The sequence below is a fragment of the Micromonospora sp. NPDC049201 genome (assembly GCF_055586805.1).
On sequence record NZ_JBVJHM010000003.1, the window covers coordinates 542889 to 558898 of the forward strand.

14 protein-coding genes and 1 other RNA gene are annotated in these 16010 nt (G+C 71.0%); 5 read left to right on the forward strand and 10 right to left on the reverse strand.

The window, feature by feature from the left end; all coding sequences use genetic code 11:
- Window positions 1-47 precede the first annotated feature (47 nt).
- The 7 genes from ssrA to pruA all read right to left on the reverse strand — a co-directional run bounded on the left by ssrA (window position 48) and on the right by pruA (window position 6400).
- Window positions 48-423: a transfer-messenger RNA gene (ssrA, locus tag ACZ6O5_RS09625) on the reverse strand.
- A gap of 104 nt (window positions 424-527) precedes the next feature.
- Window positions 528-1007 carry an SsrA-binding protein SmpB gene (gene smpB, locus ACZ6O5_RS09630; protein ID WP_281943959.1) on the reverse strand — a complete coding sequence of 160 codons (480 nt, stop codon included), beginning with the start codon at window positions 1005-1007 and terminating at the stop codon, window positions 528-530.
- 132 nt (window positions 1008-1139) lie between these two features.
- Window positions 1140-2015, reverse strand: coding sequence for a permease-like cell division protein FtsX (gene ftsX / locus ACZ6O5_RS09635; RefSeq protein ID WP_465975831.1), 876 nt, complete (start codon window positions 2013-2015; stop codon window positions 1140-1142).
- Between the two features lie 67 nt (window positions 2016-2082).
- A complete protein-coding gene (gene ftsE, locus ACZ6O5_RS09640; protein WP_013284225.1) occupies window positions 2083-2763 on the reverse strand; it encodes a cell division ATP-binding protein FtsE in 681 nt (226 codons plus the stop codon).
- Between the two features lie 118 nt (window positions 2764-2881).
- Window positions 2882-4003, reverse strand: a complete 1122-nt coding sequence (gene prfB, locus ACZ6O5_RS09645) for a peptide chain release factor 2 (RefSeq protein WP_465975833.1) — start codon at window positions 4001-4003, stop codon at window positions 2882-2884.
- A 101-nt stretch (window positions 4004-4104) separates the two neighbouring features.
- A complete protein-coding gene (locus tag ACZ6O5_RS09650) occupies window positions 4105-4620 on the reverse strand; it encodes a PadR family transcriptional regulator (RefSeq protein WP_107157710.1) in 516 nt (171 codons plus the stop codon).
- 151 nt (window positions 4621-4771) lie between these two features.
- Window positions 4772-6400 (reverse strand): L-glutamate gamma-semialdehyde dehydrogenase, encoded by a 1629-nt coding sequence (gene pruA, locus ACZ6O5_RS09655; protein WP_465975835.1) that lies wholly within the window; start codon window positions 6398-6400, stop codon window positions 4772-4774.
- A gap of 424 nt (window positions 6401-6824) precedes the next feature.
- Here pruA and ACZ6O5_RS09660 point away from each other — a divergent pair, with 424 nt between their 5' ends.
- Window positions 6825-7823 (forward strand): hypothetical protein, encoded by a 999-nt coding sequence (locus ACZ6O5_RS09660; protein ID WP_465975837.1) that lies wholly within the window; start codon window positions 6825-6827, stop codon window positions 7821-7823.
- 14 nt (window positions 7824-7837) lie between these two features.
- On the opposite strand, the gene ACZ6O5_RS09665 is transcribed toward ACZ6O5_RS09660, so the two are convergent.
- Window positions 7838-8347, reverse strand: a complete 510-nt coding sequence (locus ACZ6O5_RS09665; RefSeq protein WP_465975838.1) for a DUF6912 family protein — start codon at window positions 8345-8347, stop codon at window positions 7838-7840.
- 194 nt (window positions 8348-8541) lie between these two features.
- Here ACZ6O5_RS09665 and ACZ6O5_RS09670 point away from each other — a divergent pair, with 194 nt between their 5' ends.
- Together ACZ6O5_RS09670 and ACZ6O5_RS09675 are read left to right on the forward strand one after the other, a co-directional pair.
- Window positions 8542-8772 (forward strand): helix-turn-helix domain-containing protein, encoded by a 231-nt coding sequence (locus ACZ6O5_RS09670; protein WP_281944189.1) that lies wholly within the window; start codon window positions 8542-8544, stop codon window positions 8770-8772.
- Between the two features lie 100 nt (window positions 8773-8872).
- On the forward strand, window positions 8873-9484 hold the full coding sequence (locus tag ACZ6O5_RS09675) for an Rv3235 family protein (RefSeq protein WP_465975839.1): 612 nt from the start codon (window positions 8873-8875) through the stop codon (window positions 9482-9484).
- Between the two features lie 275 nt (window positions 9485-9759).
- Here ACZ6O5_RS09675 and secA read toward each other — a convergent pair whose 3' ends face one another.
- A complete protein-coding gene (gene secA / locus ACZ6O5_RS09680) occupies window positions 9760-12663 on the reverse strand; it encodes a preprotein translocase subunit SecA (RefSeq protein WP_465975840.1) in 2904 nt (967 codons plus the stop codon).
- A gap of 170 nt (window positions 12664-12833) precedes the next feature.
- Between secA and ACZ6O5_RS09685 the strand changes: the two genes are divergently transcribed.
- Window positions 12834-13991, forward strand: a complete 1158-nt coding sequence (locus tag ACZ6O5_RS09685) for a GNAT family N-acetyltransferase (RefSeq protein WP_465975841.1) — start codon at window positions 12834-12836, stop codon at window positions 13989-13991.
- Window positions 13988-15094, forward strand: a complete 1107-nt coding sequence (locus tag ACZ6O5_RS09690) for a GNAT family N-acetyltransferase (protein WP_465975842.1) — start codon at window positions 13988-13990, stop codon at window positions 15092-15094. The genes ACZ6O5_RS09685 and ACZ6O5_RS09690 overlap by 4 nt, the downstream gene beginning before the upstream one ends.
- 46 nt (window positions 15095-15140) lie before the next feature.
- Here the strand turns inward: ACZ6O5_RS09690 and hpf are convergent, their stop codons facing one another.
- Window positions 15141-15785, reverse strand: coding sequence for a ribosome hibernation-promoting factor, HPF/YfiA family (gene hpf, locus ACZ6O5_RS09695; protein WP_396777069.1), 645 nt, complete (start codon window positions 15783-15785; stop codon window positions 15141-15143).
- Window positions 15786-16010 lie beyond the last annotated feature (225 nt).

The window sequence follows — 16010 nt, forward strand, 5'->3', positions numbered from 1 at the left end:
GACGACTGTGCGCCCCGGTCCGGTGGACCGGGGCGCACAGGTCAAGGTGGTGGAGGTGCCGGGAATCGAACCCGGGTCCTTCGCCGGTTTGTCAGGGCTTCTCCGAGCGCAGCTCGCTGTGCCTCTACTCGGCCCCACCGCTCACGCGAGCAAGTTGGTGTGACGGGCCCAGTCGCTGATTAATCTCGCCGCACGGACCCCGCGACCGGGTCCGATTGGCCAGCCTTCTAGCTGATGCCGGCTAACTGGGTCGAAGGCGCTCCCAGGCCGACAGACTTGCTACTCGCCTCAGGCGGCGAGAGCGAAGTCAGCGCGATTGTTCTTGGCGCTTATTGGTTTCCGACGACCGATTCTCGAGACGACGTCGGCTTCCTCGGCTCGCTTCCCCTGTCGCTGCGTACGAAGTCGAAACCAGTCACCCCCTCGACAGGCCACCAACGTGGTGGCACTGACAAGCCTAACGCCTCCCGCAACGGGTTTCATCCCGAGCCCCGGTCGGACGCGCCGAACCGGACAAAGATGATGAATCAGTCGTCCATGCCCTTGCCGCGTCGGCCCGCCACCCGCTGGATCTCCCGGTCGGCGTCCCGCTTGGCCAGATCCTGCCGCTTGTCGTACGACTTCTTGCCCTTGGCCAGGGCGATCTCGACCTTGGCCCAGCCGTCCGAGAAGTAGACCTGCAACGGGACCATGGTCAGGCCGCCCTCGCGGGTCTTGCCGATCAGCCGGTCGATCTCCAACCGGTTGAGCAGCAACTTGCGGGTCCGCCGGGGCTCGTGGTTGGTCCAGGTGCCCTGCGTGTACTCCGGGATGTGCATGCCGTGCAGGTACAGCTCGCCGTCGCGCTCCTGGGCGAACGCGTCGACCAGCGACGCCCGACCGGCCCGCAGCGACTTCACCTCGGTGCCGGTCAGCGCCATGCCCGCCTCGTACGTGTCGAGGATGGCGTAGTCGTGCCGCGCCTTCTTGTTGGAGGCGACCACCTTGCGACCCTTTTCCCGTGGCATCGGCGCCACCCCCTTTCCGCCGGCTCCCGGCCGGCGGCCGACGAGCGAAGATCATGCTACCGGAACCACAAGAGCCCTCCCGCGCCGTTTATTCCGGCGCGGAAGGGCTCTTCGCCAGAGCCGCACGGGTAACTAGACCCGCAGGTAGAAGCGGAGCGTGACCCATGCGGTGATGGCGCTGACCAGGCCACCGACGGCGGCCATCAGCGGGAAGGTCAGGAAGATCTCGGACCAGGAGATCGGGGTGATCAGGCCCTCCAGCGCCGCCATCGAGCTGCCGGCCGCGAGTGTCTTCACGCCGATCAGCGCGAGCAGGCCGAGGATGGAGCCGATCAGGCCGGCCACCACCGCCTCCAGCACGAACGGCGCCTGGATGAACCAGTTGGAGGCGCCGACCAGCTTCATGACCGCGACCTCACGGCGCTTGCTGTACGCGGCCACCTGGATGGTGTTCGCGACCAGCAGCAGGGCGGCGGCGGCCATCACGATGGCCAGCGCCAACGCGCCGTTCTGGATGCCGGTGAGCACGCCGAAGACCTTGTCGAGCAGCTTGGACTGGTCGACGATCGTGTCGATGCCCTCGGCGGTCTTGTACTGGTCGTAGATCTGCTTGTACTGCTGCGGGTCGTTCAGCGTGATCCGGAACGACTCGGGCAGCTGGTCGGCCTTGACCGCGTTCACCAGGTCGGGCGCGTCGGCGTACATCTGCTGGAAGCGCTTGTACGCCTCGTCCTTGTTGACGTACGTGACGTCCTTGACCAGCGGGTCGGCCTTGAGCTTGGTCTCCAGGTCGGTCCGCTGCTGCTCCTGGACGTCGGTCTTCAGGAAGATCGACACCTGGACGTTCTCGTAGTAGAGATCCTTCATGTCGCCGACCTTCTGGTACAGAAGGCCGCTGCCGCCCAGCATGAACAGCGACACCGCCATGGTGATGATCATGGCGACTGTCATGGTCACGTTTCGCCACAGTCCGACCAGTACCTCGGACAGGACGTACTTCATCCGCATCGGGATATTCCTCCGGCTCTCCGGCGTGAGGTGTTCGTCGTCGGGGTCTTCGGGCTGCCTTGTCGGCTCAGCCGTAGACGCCGCGGGCCTGGTCGCGCACGATGCGGCCGCTCTCGATCTCGATCACCCGGCGCCGCATCTGGTTCACGATGTTGGAGTCGTGCGTGACCATCACGACGGTCGTGCCGGTGCGGTTGATCCGGTCCAGCAGGCGCATGATCTCGATCGAGGTGTCCGGGTCCAGGTTTCCGGTGGGCTCGTCGGCCAGCAGGATCAGCGGCCGGTTCACGAACGCCCGAGCCACCGCCACACGCTGCTGCTCACCACCGGAGAGCTCGTGCGGGTAGCGGTGCTCCTTGCCACCGAGACCGACCAGCTCCAGCACCTCCGGTACGACCCGACGGGCGACCGCCTTCGTCTTGCCGATCACCTCCAGCGCGAACGCCACGTTCTCGTACGCGGTGCGGTTCGGCAGCAGCCGGAAGTCCTGGAAGACGCAGCCGATGGAACGCCGGAAGTGGGGTCGCTTCCAGGAACGCATCGACGTGACGTCCTTGCCGTTGACGACGACGCGACCCTTGTTGGGCGTGACCTCGTGCAGCAGCAACTTGATGATGGTGGACTTGCCGGAGCCGGATGGACCGATGAAGAAGACGAACTCGCCCTTCTCGATCGAGACGGACACGTTGTCGAGCGAAGGCCGGGACGCCTTCGGGTACGTCTTCGTCACTTGCTCAAGCTGAATCACGGGTCGAGAGTCTACGCGGTGTAACCGCAGAGCCAAGCCCCACGCCCCTCAGATGCGGTGCGCGTCATCGATTCGCCGGGTCAGACCGAGATCGATGACGCGCTGCGTCCGAGGGTGATCACGCACTGTCAGCAGTGAGCTGCTGCTGCTTCCGCCAGCGGATACCCGCTTCGATGAAGCTGTCCAGTTCGCCGTCGAAGACCGCGGACGGATTGCCCGTCTCCTGCTCGGTACGCAGATCCTTCACCATCTGATACGGGTGCAGGACGTACGACCGCATCTGGTCGCCCCACGAGCCGGCGGCGTCGGTCTTCAGGCCGGCCATCTTGGCCTGCTCCTCCTGCCGCTTGCGCTCCAGCAGCCGGGCCTGGAGCACCCGCAGCGCGGACGCCTTGTTCTGGAGCTGGGACTTCTCGTTCTGGCAGGTGACCACGATGCCGGTCGGGATGTGGGTGATCCGGACCGCCGAGTCGGTGGTGTTGACGCTCTGCCCACCCGGGCCGGAGGACCGGTAGACGTCGATCCGCATCTCGTTCTCGGGGATGTCGATGTGGTCGGTCTGCTCCACCACGGGCAGCACCTCGACGCCGGCGAAGCTGGTCTGCCGGCGGCCCTGGTTGTCGAACGGGCTGATCCGGACCAGCCGGTGGGTGCCGGACTCCACGCTGAGCGTGCCGAAGGCGTAGGGCACCTTCACCGTGAAGGTGGCCGACTTCAGTCCCGCCTCCTCGGCGTAGGACGTCTCGTAGACCTCGGTCGGGTAGCCGTGGCGCTCCGCCCAGCGCAGGTACATCCGCAGCAGCATCTCGGCGAAGTCCGCGGCGTCCACGCCACCGGCCCCGGCCCGGATGGCGACCAGCGCCTCCCGGGAGTCGTACTCGCCGGAGAGCAGCGTGCGGACCTCCATCTCCTGGATGGCCTTGGTCAGCCCGGTGATCTCCGACTCGACCTCGGTCAGCGCGGCCGGGTCGGACTCCGCCTGGGCCAGCTCCAGCAGCACGCCGGCGTCGTCGAGCCGCGAGCGCAGGTCACCCAGCCGGCCGATCTCGCCGTTGACGTACGACAGTTGCGACGTCACCGCCTGCGCCTTGGCCTGGTCGTCCCACAGGTCGGGCGCGGAGGCCTCCTGCTCCAGGCGGGCCTTCTGCTCGCGCAGCTTGTCGAGGTCGAGCACGGCCTCGATGTTGCGCAGCGTGGCGTCGAGTTCCTTGAGCTGTTCGGCATAATCGGCAGCGGTCACGACAGACAAGACTACCGGCGCGTCCGAGGAGTGAGCTTGCGAGCCCCGCAGTCACGCGCGAAAAGTCTGCGCTGCTAGTCCAGCGCGTTCGCCGCAGGTGGTCAGCCGGCCGGCGCGGTCTTCAGCCAGGACAGCGCCGCCCGGTGGTAGGCGACCGCGAACTCCAGCGCGCTGGCATCGTAGCCGTCGCCCTCCTTCTTCGCGTTCTTGACCTGCTCGCGCACCGCCGCCAGCGCCTCGGTGTGGTACTCGTTGGCCGAGGCGTACAGGTTCTTGAGCTGGCTCGCCGAGTGCAGGTTGCCGAACGCGATCCGCAGCGCCACCGGGTTGCGGATGGTGTCCTTGCCGGGATTCTCCGCGAGCCAGCGGGAGAATGTCCGTTTCCCGGCCGCCGTGAGCGCGTACGGCTGGCTCATCCGCGGCCCGGGCTTGCCGAGACGCACCAGACCCTTCTCGGCCAGCACCGGCAGCTCCCGGTAGACCTGGCTACGGGTCATCGACCAGTACGGCGCCAGCCGGCGCTCGGCGGCGGCCATCAACTGGCCGCCAGTCATCGGGCCGTCGTGCAGCAGGCCGAGCAGGGCCGCCGCCGTCGGGTTGACTCCGGATTCCGCCATGCCCTCTAAGCTGCCACTTTGTCGGCTCTGGCGTCCAGGATTTGCCGTTTTCGCCACTCGTAGGCGGTCCAGAGTGCACCGTCGACCGACGACAGTAAGGAGGGGCCTCTTCTTAACAGACGTCTGTTAAGAAGGGGCCCCTGCTTACACCTCAGCCCATGTGCGGGTAGGTGTGGTCGGTCGGCGGGACGAACGTCTCCTTGATCGTCCGGGGCGACGTCCAGCGGACCAGGTTGTGCCAGGAGCCCGCCTTGTCGTTGGTGCCGCTGGCCCGCGCGCCGCCGAACGGCTGCTGCCCGACCACCGCGCCGGTCGGCTTGTCGTTGATGTAGAAGTTGCCGGCCGCGTACCGCATCTTCTCCGCCACCTGGTCGACCACCCGGCGGTCGGTCGCGAAGATCGACCCGGTCAGCGCGTACGGCGCGATCGACTCGGCCTGCGCGACCACGTCGTCGAACCGGGCGTCGTCGAAGACGTGCACGCCCAGGATCGGCCCGAAGTACTCGGTGGTGAACGTCTCGTGCGCGGCGTCCGAGCACTCGAAGAGCGTGGGCCGGACGAAGTATCCGACCGAGTCGTCGGCGGTGCCGCCGGCCAGCACGCGGCAACTGTCGTCGCCCTTGATCAGCTCCAGCGCGGCGGTGTGCCGGCCGAACGCCCGGTCGTCGATGACCGCGCCGCCGAAGTTGCTGAAGTCGGTCACGTCGCCGTACGTCAGCGCGTCCGCGGAGGCGGCGAGCCGGTCCCGCAGCCCACCCTCCCAGATCGAGCGCGGCACGTACGCCCGCGAGGCGGCCGAGCACTTCTGGCCCTGGTACTCGTAGGCGCCCCGGAGCAGCGCGGTGTGCAGCGCGTCCACGTCGGCGCTGGTGTGCGCCACCACGAAGTCCTTGCCGCCGGTCTCGCCGACCAGTCGCGGGTAACCCCGGTAGCGGGCGATGTTCTCGCCGACCGTGCGCCAGAGCTGCTGGAAGACCTTGGTGGAGCCGGTGAAGTGGATGCCGGCCAGGTCGGGGTCGGCGAGCACCACGTCGGAGACCTCCTCGCCGCGCCCGGTGACCATGTTGATCACACCGGGCGGCAGGCCGGCCGCCTCGAACAGCCGCATGGTGAAGTGCGCGGCGAACTGCTGGGTCGGGCCCGGCTTCCAGACCACGGTGTTGCCGAGCATGGCCGGCGCGGACGGCAGGTTGCCGGCGATGGCGGTGAAGTTGAACGGCGTGACCGCGTAGACGAAGCCCTCCAGCGGCCGGTGGTCGAAGCGGTTCCACACGCCCGGCGAGGACATCGGCTGCTCGGCCAGGAGCCGGCGGGCGAAGTGGACGTTGAACCGGAGGAAGTCGATCAGCTCGCAGGCGGCGTCGATCTCGGCCTGGACGGCGGTCTTGGACTGGCCCAGCATGGTGGCCGCGTTGAGCGTGTCCCGCCAGGGACCGGCCAGCAGGTCGGCGGCGCGCAGGAAGATCGCGGCCCGTTCCTCGAACGGCAGTGCCCGCCACATCGGGGCGGCGTCCTTGGCCGCTTTGACGGCGGCGCGGGCGTCGTCGTGGGTGGCGTGCCCGGTGACGCCCAGCACGTGCGCGTGCTTGTGCGGCTGGACCACGTCGATCGACTCGCCGCCGGCCATCCGCTGCTCGCCGGCGATGGTCATCGGCAGCTCGATCCGCTCGGCGGCCAGCTCGGCCAGCCGCCGCTGGAGCCGCTCCCGGTCGGCGCTGCCGGGCTCGTAGGTGTGGACCGGCTCGTTGCGCGGCTCGGGAACGGAGAACACGGCGTCCATCACAGGCTCCTGTGCGATCTCGACGGCGATGGCGAAACCGGACCCGCGGGCACCGGCCGGGCGGCCGGGTGCCGGACACCACGCGGCGGACCGGTCGCGGCGGCGGGACCTGCGCCGATTCTTTCACGCGGCGTTCCCGTCGGCCCGGGCTCCCCGGGTGCGGGTCGGGAGATGGGACGCACCCACCCTCTCCGGACCATCGGCAGGAGTGGCCCTCACCCGACGAAACGTCAGAACAGAGAGCGTCGGGTCGACGATTCGTCAGAGTCCTCGTCGGGCCGAACGGCGGCAGCCCCGCCGTCCCCGCCGGCGGTCGGCCACCCCGGCGGGCCCGCCGGAGCGGCGTCGCGGGACGCGTACGCTGGATGGCCGGTGACCTGCCTGGCCCGCGCGGGGCGATCCGGCAGCCGTCGAAAGGGAGACGATGAGCAACCAGCCCGGCAGCTCCACGGCCGCGGAACCGGACCGGCCCGAGGCCGACGCGCCGCCCGTCGCCGGCCAGGTCGGCACCGCCGCCGGCCGGCCGGGGTACGCGCCGGGCGCGCTGCCGCTGGCCGCGCTGTCGCTCGCCTGGCTGGTGGCCATGCTGTGGTCCACCCGGGAGGCGATCACCTCGACCGCGGCCGGGGTCACCGCGATCAGCCTCTCCGCGTACGCGCTCCCCGGCGTGATCACCGCGGCGCTGGTCACCGGCGCCACCGTCGCGCTGGCGGCCACGAACCGGCTGGACCGCGCCTCGCTGCGCTTCCTGGCCACCGTCGGCGCCGGCCTGCTGGTCGGGCTCGCCACCGCGGTGGGCATCAACCTCACGTACGCCGACAACGCCACCACCAACACCATCGCCGGCACCACGGCCGCCGCCGCGATCATCGGCGGGGCGATGGCCGGCGCGCGCCAGGCGCGGGTGGTGGCCGGTCTCGCCGCCGCCACGCTCGCCGCGCAGATCTTCGTGGTGCTGTTCAGCCGCGCCCGGGACCCGCTCTCCGACCTGTACGGCGCCGGGGAGACGCAGCAGTCCGTGCTGGACGCCGCCAAGTGGGTGTCCCGGACGGAGTCGCTGCTCGCCGGGCTGATCGCCGGTCTGGTGGCGTACCTCTACCTCGCCTGGTCGCGCCGGCGCGCGGAGCGCCGGGGCGGCGGGGCGTCGTCGCTTCGCTGGCCGGCGTACCTGGTGACCGGCGCCGGTGCCGGCCTGCTCCTGCTGCTCACCGAGGTGATCATCCGGATCGGCGGGCGCGGGTTGCTCGACCTGGCCGCCGCGCTCAGCGAGGCCGACCAGGTGGCGCAGACCGCGCTCGGCACCTCCCGGGTGGACAACGCGATCTGGGTGCTCTTCGTGGGCGCGCTCACCACGCTCATCGTCTTCGGGCGCACGCTCGGGCCGCGTGCCGTCGACGACGAGGAGGACGAGCCGGCGGCCTGAGCCGCCCGGCGGCCTCAGCCGGCGTCGCGCAGCAGCAGGTCCAGCTCCGTGACGTCGTACCACTCCAGTTCGTGGTCCTCGACGCCGTCGACGGTGAACTGGGCGTCGGGGTCACCGGCCTGCGCCTGCGCCGCCACGTCGGCGGCGGCGGCCACGTCCCCGGCCGCGTCCGCGCCGTCCACGTGGATCGCGGCGACGGACTTCACCGGCACCGGCCCGGCCGGCCGAACCACGCTGGAGCCCAGCTCGCCGGCGACCCGGTCGACCGCGCGGGGCGGCAGGTCGGCCGAGACCACCACCCGCCGCCGTGGGGCGCCGGGATCGGCCCGCAGCAGAAGCAACGCGTCCTGGGCGGCCCGGGTGAAGGCGACGTACTCCAGCTCCTCCTCGTCGCCCTCGGCGTACCACTCGCGCAGCTCCGGGGTGACCGCGTGTGCCGCCTCGGCGGCCAGGCCCTCGTCCCGCAGCCGGGCCAGCATCGGGACGGTCGCCGGCAGGTACACCCGGACAAGCTCGTCGGTCACCGCACTCTCCCCGCACTCTCCGCCGCTCGCCGGCGGACGCCGGCTCCGGGCGCCGATCATGCCGTACGCCGACACCGTCATACACCCGGCACCCGCCGGAGAGAAGCGTCCCACCAGTGTGTCCGCCGAAGCGGGCGCGAATGGTGTCGCTCGCTGGTGGCAAACTGAGGCAAACGAAGCCAACCCCGGGAGTCATCGTGGAGTCGAGGTTCCTGCTGCTCTCCGACGTCGCCGCCGAGCTGAATGTCTCGGACTCGCAGGTCTACCACATGGTCCGGAGCGGCGAGCTGCCCGCGATCAAGATCGGCGGCCGGGGCCAGTGGCGGGTCGAACGCGCGCGCCTGGAGGAATACATCGAGCGCAAGTACGCCGAGACCGCCGAGTGGGTACGCGGCAACCCGCTGGGCGAGCGCGACGTGGAGTGACCTTCCGCCAACCGTGAGCCATTGACGCGTACGCTTCTCATGCTCGAAGATGAAGGCTGTCGAAGGCAAACAGAGGCAAACGCAGGATTCGAGGGCTGACATGGTTGACACCCGCCGTCCCCGGGCACCGCGTCCACCGGTCCGCCTCCGCCCCGCGCCGCCGCTCGACCCGCCCTGCACCGACGAGGACGCGGTCTGGAGCCACGTCGGCCAGCTCGCGCTCGACCTGGTCGACAGGCGTCGCCGCGATCCCGGTCGCCCCGCCAACCGGGCCCCGGACCGCGCTCCCGGCTGGCCACGCTGGTCCACCTCCGGGATCGCCGCCGGGCAGTCCACCGGCGAACCGCCGTCCTCCGCGCTCGCCGCCGCCACGCCCGAGGCCGCGCGGGCGGCCCACCGGTTCGTGCGCACGTTCCTGGAGATCGTCAACGGCTTCCGGCCGCCCGGGCAGCTCCGGCCGCTCTGCCTGCCCGAGGCCGCCGCCCAGGTGTCGGCCGAGCTGACCCGGGCGGCCCGCCGGGTCACCCCGGTCCGCCGCCGCAGCGCCCGGCCGGCCCTGCTCCTGCGCCGGCTGCGCGTCTGTGAACCCCGGGCCGGCGCGGTGGAGGCCACCGCCGTGTTCGCCGGTGTGGGCGGCACCGGTTGGGCCATCGCCGTGCGCCTGGAACACCGCCGCGGCAACTGGCTCTGCCTCGTCCTGAACGTGCTTTGACCCCCCTTCCGCAGGGTTGATCAAGGAGTTTGCGTCGGAGTCGATCTCCGCGACGACGCGAACTCCTTGATCAACCGGCCGGTTCCACCCGGCTGGGCCGACGATCATCAAGTTGACCGCGCTGAGACGGGCCCGGGGGCTTGAGATCGCGGACGTCTTGACGACCCCGCTCGCAGGTCGACGCACGCACACCAGCGCGCACAGGAGCCCGACAGGCCCACCGGACGCCGACGGGCCCCGGCCGGTGGCCGGGGCCCGTCGGGCTGGTGCTGGGGTCAGTTGCCGCCGTTGGGCGAGCCGTGGCAGCGCTTGTACTTGCGGCCGGAGCCACACGGGCAGGGCGCGTTCCGGGACGGGCCCTCACCGCCGTCGACCTGGGGGGACGCGGAGCGCCGGGCGGCACTGCTCGCGGCAGCCGCCTGGCCGCTCGCGCCGGCCGGGGTCCGGCGCGGCGTCGAGCCGGCCGGGCGCTCCGGCGCCGGCTGGCCGATGCCCAGCGCCGGCGCCTGCTGCTCGACCCGCTCGATCACCGGGGCGCCGCGACCGGCCTCGCCGTCGACGGCCGGCGCGGAGTATTGCAGACCCTGCTGCTGCGGCGTGCGGTTGAGACCCTTGGCCCGGATCTCCACCGGCTTCTCCAGCAGCTCCACCTCCTCGGCCTCCGGCGCGGCCTCCTCGACCTGCACGTCGAGGTTGTAGAGGAAGCCGACCGTCTCCTCCTTGATGCCGTCCATCATGGTGGCGAACATGTCGAAGCCCTCGCGCTGGTACTCGATGACCGGGTCGCGCTGGGCGTACGCCCGCAGGCTGATGCCCTCCTGGAGGTAGTCCATCTCGTAGAGGTGCTCGCGCCACTTGCGGTCGATCACCTGGAGCAGGACCATCCGCTCCAACTGGCGGACCGCCTCCTCGCCGAGGGTCTCCTCGCGCCGGTCGTACGCGGCGTGCGCGTCCTCCTTGAGGCGGGCGAGCAGGAAGTCCTGGTCGAGGCCGGCCCGGGAGCCCACCTCCTCCTCCAGCTCCTCGACCGTGACGCCGACCGGGTAGAGCTGCTTCAGGCTGGACCAGAGCTGGTCGAGATCCCAGTCCTCCGCGTAGCCGTCGCTGGTGGCGCCCACCACGTACGCGCCGACCGTGTCGTCGATCATGTTGCGGACCTGGTCGGAGAGGTCCTCGCCGTTGAGCACCCGGAGGCGCTCGGCGTAGACCACCTGGCGCTGCTTGTTGAGCACCTCGTCGTACTTCAGGACGTTCTTGCGGATCTCGGCGTTCTGGCCCTCGATCTGGGCCTGGGCGCTCTTGATCTGGCGGGTGACCATCTTCGACTCGATGGGCACGTCCTCCGGGATGTTGAAGCGGTCCATCACCGCCTCGACCGCGCCCGCGCGGAACCGCTTCATCAGCTCGTCCTGGAGCGACAGGTAGAACCGGGACTCGCCCGGGTCGCCCTGCCGGCCGGCCCGGCCCCGGAGCTGGTTGTCGATCCGGCGGGACTCGTGCCGCTCGGTGCCCAGCACGTAGAGCCCACCGGCGGCGGCGACCTCCTCCGCCTCGGTGTCGCAGGCCTGCTTCCAGGTCGGGAGGATCTCCTCCATCGCCTTGGCGTACTCCTCCGGCTGCTCGACCGGGTCGAGGCCGCGCTGGCGCAGGTCGTTGGCGGCGAGGAACTCGGGGTTGCCGCCGAGCAGGATGTCGGTGCCGCGACCGGCCATGTTGGTGGCGACCGTGACCGCGCCCTTGCGCCCGGCCTGGGCGACGATCTCCGCCTCCTTGGCGTGGAACTTCGCGTTCAACACCGAGTGCGGGATGCCGCGGCGACGCAGCATGTGCGACAGGATCTCGGAGTTCTCCACCGAGACGGTGCCGACCAGCACCGGCTGGCCCTGCTCGTGCCGCTCGGCGATGTCCTCCACCACGGCGTTGAACTTGGCCTTCTCGGTCTTGTAGATGACGTCGGGCTTGTCCATCCGGACCATCGGCCGGTGCGTCGGGATGGTCACGACGCCGACCTTGTAGACCTTGTTGAACTCGCCCGCCTCGGTCTGCGCGGTGCCGGTCATGCCGGACAGCTTCTCGTAGAGGCGGAAGTAGTTCTGGAGGGTGATGGTGGCCAGGGTCTGGTTCTCCTGCTTGATCTCCACCCCCTCCTTGGCCTCGATCGCCTGGTGCATGCCCTCGTTGTAGCGGCGGCCGTGCAGGATGCGGCCGGTGAACTCGTCGACGATCAGGACCTCGCCGTCGCTGACGATGTAGTCCTTGTCGCGCTTGTAGAGCTCCTTGGCCTTGATGGCGTTGTTCAGGTAGCCGACCAGGGGCGTGTTGACCGACTCGTAGAGGTTGTCGATGCCGAGCCGGTCCTCGACCCGGGCCACCCCGCGCTCGCTGACCGCGATGGTGCGCTTGGCGTAGTCGACCTCGTAGTCGCCCTCGCCGTCGGTGCCGGGCTGGAGCCGGGCCACCACCCCGGCGAACTCCTGGTACCACCGGGCGGAGTGCTCGGCCGGCCCGGAGATGATCAGCGGGGTGCGGGCCTCGTCGATGAGGATCGAGTCGACCTCGTCGACCACCGCGAAGAAGTGGCCGCGCTGGACCAGCTCCTCCTTCGACCAGGCCATGTTGTCGCGCAGGTAGTCGAAGCCGAACTCGTTGTTGGTGCCGTAGGTGATGTCGCACTCGTAGGCCGCGCGGTGCTCGGTGGCGGGCCGGTTCGGCAGCACCACCCCGACGGTGAGCCCGAGGAACTCGTGCACCCGGCCCATCCACGCGGCGTCGCGCTCGGCCAGGTAGTCGTTCACGGTGATCACGTGCACGCCCTTGCCGGCGAGCGCGTTCAGGTAGACCGGCATGACCGAGGTCAGCGTCTTGCCCTCACCGGTCTTCATCTCGGCGATGTTGCCGAAGTGCAGCGCCGCGCCGCCCATCACCTGGACGTCGTAGGGGCGCTGACCGAGCACCCGCGAGGCGGCCTCACGGCACACCGCGAACGCCTCGGGCAACAGGTCGTCGAGGGTCTCGCCGTCGGCGAGCCGCTCCTTGAACTGGTCGGTCATGCCGCGCAGCTCGTCGTCGTCGAGGTTGACGTAGTCGTCCTCGATCGAGTTGACGGCGGCCGCGATGGCCTTCAGCCGACGCACCATGCGGCCCTCGCCGGCGCGAAGGACCTTTTCCAGAATCGACACGGATCAACGCTCCCCTAGACGGTCTCGAACCATCGTAGGCGCTCCGACGCGGCGATGGTCACTGGTGGCGGCGGTCCGAACCCGGGAACCCGACATAACGCCGCGGGCACGCGGGCAGCAACCGCTAATCGGGTTACGCCGTCCGCGAACGATCCGGCACCATGGCTCGGATGGAGCCTGTGGAGATCATCGAGGACGGGCTGTTGCTGCGCCCCTGGCGGGCGGCGGACGCCGACGCGGTGCACCGCGCCTGCCAGGACCCGGACATCCAGCGCTGGACCACCGTACCTCGCCCGTACCGGCCCGAACACGCCCTCGCGTTCGTGACCACGGTCGCCGCGACTGCCTGGTCGACGGGTGCCGGCGCGCCGTTCGCGGTCTGCGACGCCGACAGCGGCGAGTTGCTCGCCTCGTGCGGCCTGGTCTCCGTCGACCGCGCGCTCGACTCGGCCGAGATCGGCTACTGGACCGCGCCCTGGGCGCGGGGCCGGGGCGTCGCGGTCCGCGCCGTCCGCGCGGTCGCCCGCTGGGCGTTCGACGCGCTCGGCCTGCGCCGACTGACCTGGCAGGCCGAGATCGGCAACCACGCGTCCCGGCTGGTCGCGCTGCGGGCCGGCTTCCGGGTCGAGGGGGAGCTGCGGCTGGCCCACCCCGCCGACGGGGGCCGGCCGGAGGGGTGGATCGGCTCGCTGCTCCCGGCCGGGCTGGCCGCGCCGGGTGACCCGGTCCCGTACGGTCCGACCACGCTCCAGGCCCGCCGGGCGGCCGTCTTCGGCCGGCCGCAGCCCGTCCTGTTCGCCACCGCCGGCGGCACCGAGCTGCGGCTGCGCCCGCTCGAGGAACGCGACCTCCCCGACATCACCCGCACCTGTCAGGACGAGCAGACGGTGCGCTGGACCACGGTGCCGCACCCCTACCGGCCGGAGGACGCCGAGGGCTACCTGCGGGACCTGGTGCGGCCGGCCTGGGCCCGGGGCACCGGCGCGATGTTCGCGGTGGCCGACCCGGACGACCACTACGTCGCCTCGATCGACCTGCGCATCCTCCCCACCGACCCGCTGGTCGCCGACGTCGGCTTCATGACCGCCCCGGCCGCCCGGGGGCGGGGCTACCTGCCGGCCGCGCTCACCGCGCTCTGCGCCTGGGGGTTCACCACACTCGGCCTGGCCCGGGTCGAGTGGCGGGCCAACGTGGGCAACACCGCGTCCCGGCGGGCGGCCGAGAAGGCCGGCTTCACCGTCGAGGGCACGCTGCGCGGCGGCGTCCAGCACCGCGGCGAGCGGCAGGATATGTGGATCGGCGGCCTGCTGCCCCAGGACCTGGTGTGACCCCGGAGACGATCGAGGGGTACGGAGTCCGGCTGCGCCCCTGCGACCCGGCGGACGTGCCCGGGACGGTGGCCGGCTGCGCCGACCCGGAGACCCGGCGGTTCATCCCGCGGCTGCCCGACCCGTACGACGTGGACAACGCGCGCTGGTGGATCACCGAAGGGGCACCGGCCGTCCGGGCGGCGGGCGGGGCCGCGTACACGATCGCCGACCCGGCCACCGACCGGCTGCTCGGCAGCATCGGCCTGACCCGGCTCAGCGCCGCGCGGGCGACCTACGAGATCGGCTACTGGGTGGGGCCGTCGGCGCGCGGCCGGGGCGTGGCGACCGCCGCCACCCGGCTGCTGACCGAGCGGGCCTTCGCCGCCGGCGCGGCCCGGCTGGAGCTGCTCATCCACCAGGAGAACGTGCCGAGTCAGCGGACGGCGCTGACCTGCGGCTACCGGCGCGAGGGCGTACGGCGGGGCGCCGGCACGCCACGCGACGGCGTCCGCCCCGACCTGGTCGTCTGGGCGCGGCTGGCCGACGACCCGCCCGGGTCGACCGCCCGGCTGCTGCCGGACCTGCCCGGCGGCCGGCTCACCGACGGCGTGGTGACGCTGCGCCGCGTCGAACCGGCGGACGAGGAGGTGATGTACCGGCTGCACACGCTGCCGGAGGTGGTGGCGAGCCGGGTGCCGCCGATGCCGCCGGACCGGGCGTCGATCGCCCGCCGGTGCCGGCTCGCGGCGAGTCACTGGTTGGCCGGCGACGCCGCCGACCTGGCCGTCGTCGACGCGGCCACCGGCACGCCCGTGGGCGGTTGCCTGCTGGCGTACGACGAGCCGGCCACCGGTCAGGCGATGCTGGGCTACAGCCTGCTGCCCGAGGCCCGCGGCCGGGGTCTGGCCAGCGGGGCGGTCCGGCTCGTCGCCGACTGGGCCTTCGACGTCGGGGTGGCCCGCCTCTGGGCCGGCACCCGACCGGAGAACGTCGCCTCCCAGCGGGTGCTGGAGCGGGCCGGCTTCCGGCGGGAGGGACTGCTGCGCGGGCGACTGCCCGGCCTGGCCGGCACCCGCACCGACACGGTGATCTTCGGTCGACTGGCCTCGGACGGGGAATGAGCGGAGCCCCCGCGGCGGGCGGGGGCTCCGGGTCGTGGCCGAGGGGTCAGGTGTCGAGCGAGATGATCCCGTAGTCGTACGCGCGTCGACGGTAGACCACGCTCGGACGGCCGGACTCCTTGTCCAGGAACAGGTAGAAGTCGTGGCCGACCAGTTCCATCTGGAACAGCGCGTCGTCGACGGTCATCGGTTCGGCGGGGTGGACCTTCTCCCGGGCGATGTGCCACGGCTGGTCGTCGGGTTCGGAGTAGCCGTCGGCGTCGGGGCGTTCCGCCACGGCGGTGGCCGTGGCGTGCCCGTTCAGCGACGCCAACCCGGGCCCGTCGAGGTCGGCCACCGGCAGGCCGGCGGTCGCGGCGGCCACCGAGAGCGGCGCGTGCCGCCCGCGGTGCACCCGGCGGCGGTCGGCCGCGCGGCGGAACCGGGTGTCCAGCTTGGCGATGGCGGCGTCGAGCGCGCTGTAGAAGTCGTTCGTGCAGGCCTCGGCCCGGATCACCGGGCCCCGCGACACGCAGGTGATCTCCACCCGCTGGCAGTGGTCGGCTTGGCGCGGATTGCGCTCGTGGAACAACTCGACATCCACGCGAATGAGTTTGTGGTCGTAGCGTTCGATCTTCGCGAGTTTTTCGGCTACGTGCACCCGGTAATGGTCCGGCACTTCGACGTTACGGCCCTTGACCACGATGTCCACGTGACCTCCCTTGTTCGGACGGTCGTTCGGTCCGGATCTTCCGGTCGACGCGCCTGGGACGGCCCCGCTCGGCGTCGACCGGTGATGTACGGCTACGCCTCCTTCCAGTGCCGGGGGAAGGTTGGCTTCCTCACTACCCCCGACACGGAAACGCTAACTCCTGTTCGGTCACCAGTCACCCCCGGTTGTCGAGAGCGGTCGCGAAAATTAACACCTCATACACCA

Excerpts from the sequence above, each read along its gene's own strand:
- smpB (WP_281943959.1), bottom strand. The coding sequence starts at position 1,007 with ATGCCACGGGAAAAGGGTCGCAAGGTGGTCGCCTCCAACAAGAAGGCG.
- ACZ6O5_RS09660 (WP_465975837.1), top strand. The coding sequence starts at position 6,825 with ATGAGCAACCAGCCCGGCAGCTCCACGGCCGCGGAACCGGACCGGCCC.
- ACZ6O5_RS09675 (WP_465975839.1), top strand. The coding sequence starts at position 8,873 with ATGGTTGACACCCGCCGTCCCCGGGCACCGCGTCCACCGGTCCGCCTC.
- ACZ6O5_RS09685 (WP_465975841.1), top strand. The coding sequence starts at position 12,834 with ATGGAGCCTGTGGAGATCATCGAGGACGGGCTGTTGCTGCGCCCCTGG.
- pruA (WP_465975835.1), bottom strand. The coding sequence starts at position 6,400 with ATGGACGCCGTGTTCTCCGTTCCCGAGCCGCGCAACGAGCCGGTCCAC.
- ACZ6O5_RS09650 (WP_107157710.1), bottom strand. The coding sequence starts at position 4,620 with ATGGCGGAATCCGGAGTCAACCCGACGGCGGCGGCCCTGCTCGGCCTG.
- ftsX (WP_465975831.1), bottom strand. The coding sequence starts at position 2,015 with ATGCGGATGAAGTACGTCCTGTCCGAGGTACTGGTCGGACTGTGGCGA.